Here is a 12756-nt window from a genome sequence, read left to right as displayed (position 1 = left end):
GGCGGGAATGAGAATTCCTGCCCTTGCAGCCTTCGCTGCCGCGCTCGCTCTTCCGCAAACCGCCTACGCCCAATCCGCCGATTCACCGGAAATCGAAGCACGCGGCGACCCGGTCGACCGCTGGACGGGGCGCAGCGCTGCAGAGGTCGTGGCACTCGATGAAGCGCTCAATTCGCTGATCGTTTTCGACGGGAGTGCGCTGGAGCGGGGCTATCGCACGGGAAGCTATCTCGATGGCCGCACCGTGCTGGTGAAGGACAATATCGAGACACGCGAATGGCCCACCACCGCGGGGTCGCTCGCCCTGGCGGACAATGCCACGGGCCGCGACGCCCCGCTGGTCGCCAACCTGCGCGAGGCGGGCGGGGTGGTGCTGGGCAAGACCAACCTTTCCGAATGGGCCAACTTCCGCAGCACGTCCTCCACCAGCGGGTGGAGCGCGGTGGGCGGGCAGACGCGCAATCCGCACGCGACAGACCGCAACGCCTGCGGCTCTTCCAGCGGCAGCGGCGCGGCGGTGGCGGCGGGCTTTGCCTGGGCGGCCATCGGCACGGAAACCGACGGTTCGATCACCTGTCCCGCCAGCCTGAACGGCGTGGTCGGTTTCAAGCCTACCGTGGGCCTGGTCAGCCGCACGCACGTCGTCCCCTTGAGCGCCAGCCAGGACACGGCAGGGCCGATGGCCCGCAGCGTGCGGGACGCAGCCATGCTGCTGACCGCCATTGCCGGCAGCGATCCGCTGGACCCGGCGACGGCAGAGGCGGACGACCATGCCGTCGACTTCGCCGAAGGGATTGCCGAGGCATCTCTCGACGGCGTGCGCATCGGCGTGGTGCGCGGGCGATACGGCGGGTTCGAGCCGCTGGGGCAGGTTTGGGAGCAGGCCCTGTCCGACCTGCGCCGCGCGGGCGCGGTGCTTGTCGACATCGACTATTCCCCCAGCGACGCAATGGGCGAGGCCGAATACACGGTGCTGCTCCACGAATTCCAGCGGGACATCGATACCTATCTCCAGAACTCGCCCGCCGACATTCCCGTGCGCTCGCTGGACGACCTGATCGCCTTCAATGCCGTCCACGCCCTGTCCGAACTCCGCTGGTTCGACCAGGACATCTTCGAGCAGGCGCTGGAGACGACGGACACCGCGGCCTACGAGGAAGCGCTGGCCACTTCGCGGCGGCTGGCGCGCGAAGAGGGCATCGATGCGCTGCTGGCCGAGAACGAGGTGGCGTTCCTGATCGCTCCCACGCGCGGCCCGGCCTGGAACGTGGACCTGGTGCTGGGCGATCACTGGATAGAGGGGATCGGCATCGGCAGCATGGCGGCAATCGCCGGATATCCGCACCTTACCGTGCCGATGGGGCACGTGGAGGGGCTGCCTGTCGGCCTTTCCTTCATCGGTGCCCGGTGGGCCGATCGCGCCGTGCTGCACGCCGGCGCAGCCTATGAACGCGCGCGCTCGGTGGATATTCCCCAGCCCTCGTTCGAACGCTGGAAACCCTGGGGCGCGACCGCCCCGGAATGACGGGACAAAGGGATACTCTTGCTTTACCTGCAGATTGATCTGGTCTAGCGCGCCGGACAAAATCAATCAGGAGAGTTTTCCGCGTGTCCCTTCGTTGTCCGCAGCCCGCCCGCTTGGCGCTGGTCGCGGCTTGCCTATTTCCCGGCCATGCTGCCCTGGCGCAGGATCTCGACCCGTCTGACGCCGGGCCGCCCGATGCCGTGGAGGTTCCCGCGGCCGAGGATCAGGCGCCGGCTTCCCGCGCTGCTGCGCGCGAAGTCTACGTGCCGGAGGACTTCGAACGCTTCGCCCCGCGCAATGCCGCCGACCTGATCGAGGAAATTCCCGGTTTCGAGATCGACAACAGTGGCGGGGGCCGAGGGTTCGGGCAGGCGCAGGAAAACCTGCTGATCAACGGCGCGCGCATCTCCAGCAAGTCCACCAGCACGGCCGAGCAGCTGGCGCGCATTCCGGTGTCGAACGTGATCCGCATCGAGGTGGTGGACGGCGCGACTCTGGACATTCCCGGTCTCTCGGGCCGGGTCGCCAACATCATCGTCGAGCAGGGCGGGCTGTCCGGGCAGTTCGAGTATCGGCCGGAATTCTACTCGGGTGTCGCCAATCCCAACGTCTTCGAAGGCGAGCTCTCCGTGTCCGGCCAAACCGGGCCAGTCGACTTCACGATCGCTTTCGAGAACGGCACGTTCTACCGCGGCTCCGAGGGCCCGGCGATCTTCACCGATGCGGCGGGCGTGGTGGACGCGCGCAACAACCTCTCGCGCGGCGATTCCAACCGGCCCACGCTCAATGGCCAGTTCCAGGTCGACCTGGGGCCGGAAGCGATCGCCAATCTCAATCTCAGCGGCGGGCTGCAGATATTCCGCAGCGAGGAGATCGAGCGGCGAATCGCCTCCAATCCGCTCGATCCGTTCAACGAACGCTTCATCGCCAGCAACGACGAATGGTTCTACGAGATCGGGGCCGATATCGAATTCCCCCTCGGCCCCGGGCGGCTGAAGCTGATCGGCCTCGAGGCCTACGAGGACGGCGACTTCGCAACCCGCTCGCTGCTCCAACTGGGCGGCGTGCCCGATAGCGGAACCCGCTTCACGCGCCTGAGCGAAGAGGGAGAGAGGATCGGTCGCGCGGAATACGGCTGGGGCATGTGGGGCGCGGACTGGCAGGTATCGGGCGAGGCCGCCTTCAACCGGCTGGACCAGGTGGGCCGCCTGTTCGCCTACGATCCCGACGTCCAGAATTACGTCGAGATTCCGTTCCCCGCCGGGGCCGGCGGCGTGCGCGAGGATCGCTACGAGGCACTGCTGAGCGTCGGATTTCCCGTTACCGAAAGACTGTCCGTCCAGCTGATCGGCGGGGGCGAATATTCGCAGATCGCGCAGACGGGCGCCAACGCCCTCTCGCGCACCTTCCAGCGGCCCAAGGGCTCCCTCAACATCGCCTGGGCGGCGGCCGAAGGGCTGGACATCAACCTTGAAATCGCCCGCCGCGTTGGGCAGCTGCAATTCGGCGACTTCCTCGCCAGCGTGAACCTGACCGAAGACCAGGAAAACGCCGGCAACAACAACCTGCGCCCGCAGCAGAACTGGGATTTCCGGCTGGAAGCGTCGAAGAATTTCGGACGCTGGGGGTCGGCCACGCTGACCCTGTTCGACGAGCGGATCGAGGACCTGGTGCTGATCGTGCCGGTGTTCGGCGGGGGCGAGGCGCGCGGCAACATCGACAGCGCGCGGCGCTATGGCGCGCTACTGAACGGCAGGCTTGAAATGGAGCCGCTGGGCGTGCGCGGCGCGCAGCTGGACGTTCGGCTGGAGATCGAGAATTCCAACCTCATCGATCCGGTGACCGCGCTGGAACGGCGCTTCGATGGCAACAACCCGTTCCAGATCGAGATCGATTTCCGCCATGACATTCCGGAAACCGACTATGCCTGGGGCCTGGGTTTCCGCGATACCGAACGCGCGCGCTTCTACCGCGTCCGCGAGGCATTCTTCGACCATCCGCCCAGCACGTTCGGTTCGGTCTTCGTCGAGCACAAGGACGTGTTCGGCGCCACCGTCGGCCTGCGGGTGGGCAACGTCTTCGATGCCAACACCACCTTGCTGCGCACGGTCTATGCCGGTCCGCGCAACGATTCGCCGGTGCTGTTCACCGAAGAACGCCGCCGCGATATCGGGCAGACCTTCCGCGTGACCGTGGCAGGTAACTTCTAGAGGGTCGCTCCTCCCCATGCCGCCGGGCACGGGGAGGATACGCAGCGCCTACTCGGCGTCCTTCTTGGCAGCAGCCTTCTTCGCCGGTGCCTTCTTGGCAGCGGGCTTCTTGGCCGGAGCCTTCTTGGCAGCAGGCTTCTCGTCGGCCTTCTTCTCGTCGGCCTTCTTGGCAGGTGCCTTCTTGGCGGGGGCCTTCTTGGCAGCGGGCTTCTCGTCCGCCGCCTTGTCCTCGTCGGCCTTCTTGGCCGGGGCCTTCTTCGCCGGAGCCTTCTTCTTGGCAGCGGGCTTGGCCTTCTCGGCTTCGGCTCCTTCCTCCGCCTCGATCGCGGCTTCCAGTTCCTCGCGCGTCACTTCACGCTCGGTCACTTCGGCCTGGTCGAACAGGTAGTCGACCACCTTGTCCTCATACAGGGGCGCACGCAGCTGGGCCTGCGCCATCGGCTCGTTGCGGATATACTCGATGAACCGCTCGCGATCTTCCGGGCGATACTGCTGCGCCGCCTGCTGGATCAGCATCTGCATTTCCTGCTGGGTGATCTCGACCTTGTTGGCCTGACCGATTTCGGAAAGCAGCAGCCCCAGGCGCACGCGGCGCTCGGCAATGCGCTTGTACTCGTCCTTTTCCGCCTCGATTTCCTTCAGCGCAGCTTCGGTATCCTCTTCCTTGGCGGCTTCGGCCTGCAGCTGGTTCCAGATCTGCTCGAACTCGGCTTCCACCATGGTGGGCGGAACCGGGAAGTCGTGATCGGCGGCCAGCTTGTCGAGCAGCTGGCGCTTCATCTGCGTGCGGGTGAGACCGGCGCTTTCCTGCTCGATCTGGCCCTTCATCAGCTCCTTGAGCTTGTCCAGGCTCTCGAGCCCCAGGCCCTTGGCGAACTCGTCGTCGATCTTGGTCTCGGACTCGACCTTCACCTGCTTCACGGTGACGTCGAATTCGGCTTCCTTGCCGGCCAGGTGCTCGGCGGGATAGTCCTCGGGGAAGGTCACGGTGATGGTCTTCTCATCGCCGGTCTTCACGCCGGTCAGCTGGTCCTCGAAACCGGGAATGAACTGGCCCGATCCGATGACGAGCGGCGCGTCCTCGGCCTTGCCGCCTTCGAATTCCGTGCCGTCCACGCGGCCCACGAAATCGATGATCAGCTGGTCGCCCTCGGCAGCCTTCTTGGTCTTGGGAGCGTCCTTGTAGCTCTTCTGGTTCTGGGCAAGGCGGCCCAGCGCCTCGTCCATCTGCTCGTCGGAGACGGGCACGGTCAGGCGCTCAAGCTTCAGGCCCTCGATCGAAGGAGTCTCGATCTCGGGAAGGATCTCGACCTCGACGGTCAGTTCGGCGTCCTTGCCCTGTTCGTAGCCGTCGGCCATTTCCACCTTGGGCTGCAGCGCCGGGCGCAGTTTCTTGTCCTTGATCAGGCCGTCGACCGATTCGCGCACCGTGGTGTTCAGCACGTCTGCGTGCAGCGCATCGCCGTGCATCTTGCGCACGAGGTTGGCCGGCACCTTGCCGGGACGGAAGCCGGGCATGCGCACCTGCGGGGCGACCTTCTTCACCTCGGCATCGATCTTGTCATCGATTTCCTTGGCCGTGATGGTGACGGAATAGGCGCGCTTGAGGCCTTCATTGGTGGTTTCGACGATCTGCATGACTTGCCTTTACTCAATACATCCTGGCGGTTCGGCAGGCCGGTTTTCCGGCCAGCCGCTGACTTTGCGAAACTGGTGCGGGCGAAGGGACTCGAACCCCCACATCTTGCGATACTGGTACCTAAAACCAGCGCGTCTACCAATTCCGCCACGCCCGCGGCCCGACGAACCGTGCAGGCAGGACGCCTGCGAAACGAAGCGGTGCCCATAGGGGGCAAGGGCGAAAAGGGCAAGGATCACGATAGACGGAATGTGCAACAGGAACGGGGAGGGGTGGCAGGCGGTTTCAGTCTCGATCACCACACAAGGGTTTCAGCCATGACCAAGTCCAGCCAGAGCGATGCCGACCAGACGAAGCCGGCCCCGAAGATAGACCCGGCGACGCCTCCCCTGGGCGCCAGGGAACTCGCCCAGGACGAGGGCGCGCAGGACCGTGACGCCTGGCACGGCGCGCGCGACCTGCACGGCGTGCAGAAGGATCGCACGCACCCGGACGAAATCGATATCGAGCGCGGAGATACCCTTAATCCCGGCGATACGCCGGAAGAAGTGCCCGCCGCCGTTCCCGACGAGGAAATACTGCCTCCCGATTGATTTTTCCGGGCGTCCGGCTAGGGGCTGTTCGCCATGAGCGAAGACACCCAGAACGACACCCCGCCCGATCACCTGTCGATCGATCCCCGCAGCGAGCACTTCGATGCCGACAAGCTGCAACGCGGCGTCGGCATCCGCTTCAAGGGCAAGCAGCGCACCGACATCGAGGAATACAGCATTTCCGAAGGCTGGATCCGGGTGCAGGCCGGCAAGACGGTGGACCGCAAGGGCCGCCCGCTGACGATCAAGCTGAACGGCCCGGTCGAGGCCTGGTACGAAGACCTGGGCGAAAATCCGCCGGTGGCGAAGGCGGATTGAGGCGAATCGAGGCGGCGGGCAATGTCTTGTGCCGCTGCGAAAATTGCCAAAGCTAGGGTATGCTGGCGCTCGGAAAGTAACGTCTGCTATTGGGTGGAAAGTGGACGTTCAACGAAGCCTCAGCCTCGAAGCGTCCGCCCAGTAAGATTTCTCAGTTTGCCGCCCTCATGTTTGAATGCTGAAGGCGAGAGGGAAATGACCTTAACTGCTTCTCCCTTTGCGCATATTGGGCACATGTAGATCAACAGAGGGTCTCTGTAGGCTTTCCGGAACTCTTGGAATGGCATGCCTCTTGGAAGGACATCTTCCTCCACTCGAGCCAATCGGATGAAGCGCAAGTCCTTCCGGCACTGCTCAATATTGATCCGCGCTGCCACTATGGAGCCAGATGTATCCGACAACTCGGCGGGTTCCAGCTCGACGAACACTAGTTCATTAGCCTCTGCACTGGACAGTGAAGCGAGACCCAGCGTTGGCATGTCGGTTTCGCCTGAAAAGACGAAATGCGGAACCGTCCCAGTGCAATCGCCGCACTGCAGAACAGATACCGTTCCTTCAAACCACCCGGCCATCATCCGCCCCTTTGCGGTGATGATAGCGTGCTACCCAACGACTGCAATCGGGTCGTAAGCTGACGGTTCAGTAGCCAGCCAACTTCCCCAACCCTCAAACCACCGGGCTGCTCGGGTCGTCCGCCGCTTCTTCGGGGTGCGTTGTCGTCAGACGCAGGATCACGTAGCCCAGCACGGCCGAGATCAGCGAGCCGGTGAGAATGCCGATCTTGGCCTCGTCACGCAGCAGGCGCGCCACTTCGGAAGAGCCGGTGAAGGCCAGTTCGCCGATGAACAGGCTCATCGTAAAGCCGATGCCGCACAGGATCGAGACGCCCCAGACTTCCGGCCAAGAACATCCCGGCGGCATCTTGACGATGCCCAGCTTCACGCTGGCCCACACGGTGCTGAAGATGCCCACCTGCTTGCCGATCACCAGGCCTGCCGCAACGGCCAGCGGCAGGGGATCGAGAAGGTTCTCGAGGCCCAGTCCCGAGAGGCTGACGCCGGCATTGGCGAAGCCGAAGATGGGCACCACCAGATAGGCGCTCCACGGCACCAGGGTGTGCTCGACATTCTCCAGCATGGAGTTGCCGTCCCTGGTCCGCATCGGAATGGTGAAGGCCGCCAGCACGCCCGCGATCGTAGCGTGGACGCCGGAGTTAAGCACACAGTACCACAGCACGATGGTGCCGATCACGAACAGCGACAGGTGGCGCACCTGGAAGCGGTTCATCGCCAGCATGGACAGGAAGACGCCCAGCGAGATCAGCAGCCACAGCAGCTTGGGTTCGGAATAGAAGATCGCGATGATCGCCACTGCGCCGATGTCATCGACGATGGCGACGGTCAGCAGAAACAGGCGCAGCGACTTGGGCACGCGCGTTCCGAGCAGGCCGATCACGCCCATGGCAAAGGCAATGTCCGTTGCCGCGGGAATCGCCATGCCCGCGCGGTACTCGGGCGCGCCGCCCGTAACGCCCAGGAACACCAGGATCGGGACCGCCATGCCGGCGATCGCGGCCAGGATCGGCAGCGTTCGTTGCTTCGGATCGGACAGGTTGCCGGAAATCAGCTCTCGCTTCACCTCCAGGCCGACGACGAAGAAGAATATCACCATCAGCCCGTCGTTGATCCACAGGTGCATGGTGTTCAGGTAGAACGTGTCCTTGGGCCAGAGGTAGCCGTTGAACATCTCGAAATAGGCCGGCGCGACGCCTGAATTGGCCACCACCATGGCCACCACGGCCACGGCGATCAGCAGGATGCCTTCGAATGCATCGGCCTTGAACAGGGCTTTGAAGTTGCGGACGGCGGATTTGATGATGTTGGGTTCGGCCATGCGAGAAGCCCTTCCCCAAATTCGCCGCCCGATGCAAGCCCGCAAAAAGTTCGCAACCCGGCTGCAGGCGGCCAGTTGCCTTTTCAGCCACAGGCTTTAACCGTCAGGACAAATACTTATCCAGGGGCATGGGGATGGACCTGACTGCCGCGACCGCGCTGGAAATCCTGGCGCTGGTCGAACATGAATTGCTGTTGTTCGCGGGATTCTTCTTCCTGCTTGGCGCGATCGACGAACTGTCGATGGACTTCGCCTGGTTCTGGCTGCGCCTGACCGGACGGGCCGAAACCCCGGTTCTCGCGCGAAGCGACATCCACCACCGCCGCCTGTCGGGACGCGCCGCCGTGCTCGTGCCCGCATGGCAGGAGGCGAAGGTCATCGCCGACACGCTGGCGCACGCGCTTGCCGTATGGCCGCAGAAGGACCTGCGGATGTACGTAGGGGTCTACCGCAACGATGCCGCCACGCTGGAAGCTGCCATTCGCGGGGCGCAGGGCGATGCCCGCGTGCGGATCGTCGTGCACGACCGCGACGGTCCGTCCACCAAGGCCGACTGCCTCAACCGCCTGTTCAAGGCCTTGCAGCAGGACGAGCTGCGCGAGGGGTGCGAGACGCGCATGGTCATGCTCCACGATGCGGAAGACATGGTCGATGCCGCGGCGCTTGCCCTGCTCGACCGCGCGATCGGTTCCGCGCATTTCGTGCAACTGCCCGTGCTGCCGATGCCGCGGCCCGAGGCGCGGTGGGTGGGCAGCCACTATTGCGAGGAATTCGCCGAGGCCCACGGCAAGTCGATGGTCGTGCGCAACGCGCTTGGCGTCAGTCTTCCGGCTGCCGGTGTCGGCTGCGCGTTCGAGCGCGGGATGCTTTCGGAAATCGCCCGCCGGTCCGGCAACGACACGCCGTTCGACGAGGATTCGCTGACCGAGGACTACGAGCTCGGCATCAAGGTCGCCGCGCTGGGTGGCCGCTCGCGCTTCCTGCGTGTCCGAGGAGACGATGGCCAGCTGGTCGCCACCCGCGCCTATTTCCCCGACAGGCTGGGCAGGGCCGTGCGCCAGAAAGCCAGGTGGATGCACGGCATCGCCCTGCAGGGCTGGGACAGGCTTGGCTGGACCGGCGGTGCGGGCGAATGGTGGATGCGCCTTCGCGATCGTCGCGGGCCGCTTTCGGCACTCGTCCTGTTTTCCGGCTATACGCTGATGGTTCTCGCGCTGGTTCTGGCCCTGCTCAACCTCGTCGGCATCGGCGTTCCCTGGCAGCCCAGCGGACTGCTGCTGGCGCTTCTCGCCTTCAACATCGCCAGCTTCGCGTGGCGCGCCTTCATGCGCTTCACTTTCACCCGCGTCGAATACGGCTGGGTCGAGGGCCTGCGCGCCGTGGCACGCATTCCGCTGGCCAACGTGATCTCGATCATGGCGGGCTACAGGGCGCTGTTCGCCTATGGGCGCACCCTTCGCGGGGAAGCATTGCTGTGGGAGAAGACCGCCCACGATGCCCACCCGGCCCGCACCGCCGCGCTGGAGCCGGCTCGATGAAGACAGGTCAGACCGGAAGGCGCGGCTGGCCGCTGCTATCGCTCGGCATGGTGCTGGGCGCTTGGGTGCTGATGCGCGTGGCACTGTGGGAGACGCCTTTCCCGACGACCGCCGCTTCCGGACAGGGCCTCGCCTCAACGCAGGCCAGCCCCGTTCCGGCAATGCGTTCCGGAAGTGCCGATCCTGCTCCCTCCCCGGGCAGGGACGAGATGCCGGGCGCATGGTCGAACGACATATTGCGTCCGCCGGCCCGCGAACCGCTTGATCGTCCGTCATTCGACAGGTTGGATCAGCAGCTTCGCGACACCGCTCCACGCGGCGGCGCGCACCGTTCCGGGTTCATGGGGGCCGACCGGATCATCGCTCACTCGATGCTGCTCGCCGCCGCTTATCGCGACGGCGCCCAGGATCGGCCGCGCGGTTCCTATCGCAGCGGGGCAGGGCCGATCGCGCCCGGTGTCGTCCATGCGCCCGCCGCCGCCCGCGAATTCACGAATTCGCCTGGCGATCGCTGGTCCATGGACCTGTGGGCGCTGTGGCGCGAGGATACGACGAGCCCGCTGACGTCGGGACGACCCAGCTACGGTCGCAGCCAGGTGGGCGCGGTGCTGCGATACCGGCTCGATACGCAGGGCGGACACGCTCCCCAGCTGCATCTGCGTGCGACACGCGCCCTGGAAGGTGCGCGAGAGAACGAGGTCGCCGCAGGAGTATCGGCGCGGCCGATGCGATCCGTCCCGGTGCGCCTGGCGGCCGAAGCGCGGGTGAGCGAGACCGATCGCGGCACGGAAGTTCGGGCGGCGACCTACGCCGTCACCGAACTGCCGCCGGTGGACCTTCCGGCCGGACTGCGGGGAGAGGCCTATCTGCAGGGCGGCTATGTCACCGGCGACTTCGCCACGCCCTTCGTCGACGGGCAGGCGCGCGTTACCCGCGAACTCGCGGCGACCGAGAATTTCCGCCTAACCGTGGGCGGCGGGGCGTGGGGCGGCGCGCAGGAGGATGCCGAGCGGCTGGACGTGGGCCCCACGGCCGGTCTCAGCTTCCGCGTCGGCCAGGCCCATGGCCGGATATCGGCAGACTATCGCTTTCGCGTAGCCGGCGATGCGGAGCCATCTAGTGGCCCTGCGCTCACACTCTCGGCAGGATTTTAGGCGGCTGCGCGCATTCATCTTCAATCAACCGCGCCTTTGCACTAGGCGCAGCCAATGGATGTCTATCTCCCCATAGCCAATCTTGCGGTTGACGGTCTCGTCATCATCGCGCTTGGCGTGGCGACGGGCATCCTGTCCGGCGTATTCGGCGTCGGCGGCGGTTTCCTGACGACGCCTCTCCTGATCTTCTACGGCATCCCGCCAACCGTGGCCGCCGCCTCGGCAGCCACCCAGGTGACGGGAGCCAGCGTCTCCGGCGTGTTCGCGCACAGCCGGAACGAGGGCGTCGACTACCAGATGGGCGGGGTGACCGTGGCGGGCGGCATGGTCGGTGCACTGCTGGGCGCGCTGATCTTCAACCTGCTGCGTTCCGCAGGACAGATCGATGTCGTCATCAATGTGCTCTACGTCGTGATGCTGGGCACCATCGGCGGCCTGATGGCGCGCGAGAGCCTGGATGCGCTGCGCAGCCGGGCCAGTCCTTCGGGCAGCGGCAAGAGCGCCCGGCGCGCGGCCAAGCGCCGTCACCACCCGATGATCGCCAGCCTTCCCTATCGCTGGCGCTTCTACAAATCCGGTCTCTACATCTCGCCGCTGGGTCCGCTGATCCTTGGCGTGGTGGTGGGCATCCTCACCATGCTGATGGGCGTGGGCGGCGGCTTCTTCATGGTGCCCGCCATGCTCTATATCCTCGGCATGAGCGCGCGTGTCGTGGTGGGCACCAGCCTGTTCAACATCCTTTTCATCACCATGCTGGTTACGATGGTGCACGCCTTCACCACCCGCGCCGTGGACATCGTGCTGGCGGGCCTGCTGCTGATCGGTTCGGTAACCGGCGCCCAGCTTGGCACGCGGATCGCCAGTTTCGCGAAGCCGGAGCATCTGCGCCTCGTCCTGGCGATGATCGTGCTCGCCATCGCGCTGCGCATGGCGTTCGGCCTCGGCGTTCGGCCGGACGAGGTGTATACGGTGGTGCCGCTGTGATGGTCCGAAACCTCTTCTCCTCGCTTCGCCGGGCGCTGGCACTTTCGCTGCTTGCGTCATTCGCTGCGCTCGCGCTCGCCGCGCCGGCCCGGGCACAGAGCGAGGACCCGATCCTGGTGCCCGACATCTCGCAGCACGAGATCGTCCTCCGCCAGGGTTTCACCGGGGCGAACCTCCTGCTCTACGGCGCCGTCCTCGACCCGGCCAACAGCAATACGCGCTACGACGTGGTGGTCGTGCTGAAAGGTCCGACAGAGCCCATCCAGGTGCGCGAGAAGGAGCGGATTTTCGGCATCTGGGTGAACTCCGAGACGACCGCATACCGCTCGGTGCCATCGTTCTACGCCATTGCCAGCTCGCGCCCGGTTCTCGAGATCGTGGATGAGCGCACGGCGGCGATCTACGAACTGGGACTGGACTATCTCCAGCTCTCGCCGTCAGGCTCCATCGACCCTGTCGAACAGCTCCGCTTTTCCGAAGGGCTGGTCGACCTGCGGCAGCGACAGGGCCTCTATGCGCAGTACGACGAAGGCGTGCAGATTTCCCAGGGCGTGCTCTACAGTGCCGACATTCCCATTCCCTCCAACGTCGTAGCCGGTCGCTACGTGGCCGAGACCTTCGCCATCACCGACGGCCGTGTCATCTCCTCCGCCACGTCGGAAGTGCAGGTGTTCAAGGAGGGCTTCGAACTGGGGGTGGAGGAGGCGGCGAACGAATACGCCTTCTTCTACGGCCTGTTCGCCGTGGGACTGTCGGTCGCCATGGGCTGGGCGGCGGGGCGCATCTTCGCGCTGGTCTGACGATTCAGGCACCACGAATCGTCGTGATTTATGCGATTTTAACCCCGCGAGGGGTATCGCAGCCTGCATAACCACTTGGCTGCGAGAACCTGAAATCATGAC

Annotated in this window: 10 protein-coding genes and 1 tRNA gene; 8 read left to right on the top strand and 3 right to left on the bottom strand. The window is 65.2% G+C overall.

The genetic code is table 11. The annotated features are described in order from the left end of the window. Window positions 1-7: 7 nt before the first annotated feature. The gene (locus AAA989_RS03485; RefSeq protein WP_434781422.1) at window positions 8-1525 is read left to right on the top strand and encodes an amidase; all 1518 of its coding nucleotides are present in this window, start codon (window positions 8-10) and stop codon (window positions 1523-1525) included. Window positions 1526-1608: 83 nt separating this feature from the next. After that, on the top strand, window positions 1609-3735 hold the full coding sequence (locus AAA989_RS03480; protein ID WP_338241169.1) for a TonB-dependent receptor plug domain-containing protein: 2127 nt from the start codon (window positions 1609-1611) through the stop codon (window positions 3733-3735). 48 nt (window positions 3736-3783) lie between these two features. Here AAA989_RS03480 and tig read toward each other — a convergent pair whose 3' ends face one another. Together tig and AAA989_RS03470 are read right to left on the bottom strand one after the other, a co-directional pair. Further along, the gene (gene tig / locus AAA989_RS03475; protein ID WP_338241168.1) at window positions 3784-5373 is read right to left on the bottom strand and encodes a trigger factor; all 1590 of its coding nucleotides are present in this window, start codon (window positions 5371-5373) and stop codon (window positions 3784-3786) included. A 73-nt stretch (window positions 5374-5446) separates the two neighbouring features. Further along, window positions 5447-5531, bottom strand: a tRNA-Leu gene (locus tag AAA989_RS03470). Between the two features lie 160 nt (window positions 5532-5691). Here AAA989_RS03470 and AAA989_RS03465 point away from each other — a divergent pair. Both AAA989_RS03465 and AAA989_RS03460 read left to right on the top strand, forming a co-directional pair. Continuing rightward, window positions 5692-5967 (top strand): hypothetical protein, encoded by a 276-nt coding sequence (locus AAA989_RS03465; protein ID WP_338241167.1) that lies wholly within the window; start codon window positions 5692-5694, stop codon window positions 5965-5967. 33 nt (window positions 5968-6000) lie between these two features. Further along, entirely contained in the window at window positions 6001-6285 is a 285-nt protein-coding gene (locus AAA989_RS03460; RefSeq protein ID WP_338241166.1) for a DUF3297 family protein, read from the top strand. Between the two features lie 666 nt (window positions 6286-6951). On the opposite strand, the gene nhaA is transcribed toward AAA989_RS03460, so the two are convergent. Further along, window positions 6952-8178 carry a Na+/H+ antiporter NhaA gene (gene nhaA, locus AAA989_RS03455; protein ID WP_338241165.1) on the bottom strand — a complete coding sequence of 409 codons (1227 nt, stop codon included), beginning with the start codon at window positions 8176-8178 and terminating at the stop codon, window positions 6952-6954. A gap of 134 nt (window positions 8179-8312) precedes the next feature. Between nhaA and AAA989_RS03450 the strand changes: the two genes are divergently transcribed. Genes AAA989_RS03450 through AAA989_RS03435 form a run of 4 tightly spaced genes read left to right on the top strand, consistent with a single transcriptional unit; the run spans window position 8313 to window position 12654 of the window. Next, a complete protein-coding gene (locus tag AAA989_RS03450; protein WP_338241164.1) occupies window positions 8313-9716 on the top strand; it encodes a glycosyl transferase family protein in 1404 nt (467 codons plus the stop codon). After that, on the top strand, window positions 9713-10870 hold the full coding sequence (locus AAA989_RS03445; RefSeq protein WP_338241162.1) for a hypothetical protein: 1158 nt from the start codon (window positions 9713-9715) through the stop codon (window positions 10868-10870). Before AAA989_RS03450 ends, AAA989_RS03445 begins: the two co-directional genes overlap by 4 nt. 54 nt (window positions 10871-10924) lie before the next feature. Next, the gene (locus AAA989_RS03440) at window positions 10925-11854 is read left to right on the top strand and encodes a sulfite exporter TauE/SafE family protein (RefSeq protein WP_338241161.1); all 930 of its coding nucleotides are present in this window, start codon (window positions 10925-10927) and stop codon (window positions 11852-11854) included. Next, entirely contained in the window at window positions 11854-12654 is an 801-nt protein-coding gene (locus AAA989_RS03435; RefSeq protein WP_338241160.1) for a TIGR02186 family protein, read from the top strand. The genes AAA989_RS03440 and AAA989_RS03435 overlap by 1 nt, the downstream gene beginning before the upstream one ends. Window positions 12655-12756: the final 102 nt, after the last annotated feature.

Origin of the sequence: Aurantiacibacter hainanensis (genome assembly GCF_036321025.1) — a bacterium.
Lineage (GTDB): Bacteria > Pseudomonadota > Alphaproteobacteria > Sphingomonadales > Sphingomonadaceae > Alteraurantiacibacter > Alteraurantiacibacter hainanensis.
Note: the sequence above shows the minus strand (reverse complement) of the source record. Positions and strands in the feature narration are given on the sequence as shown.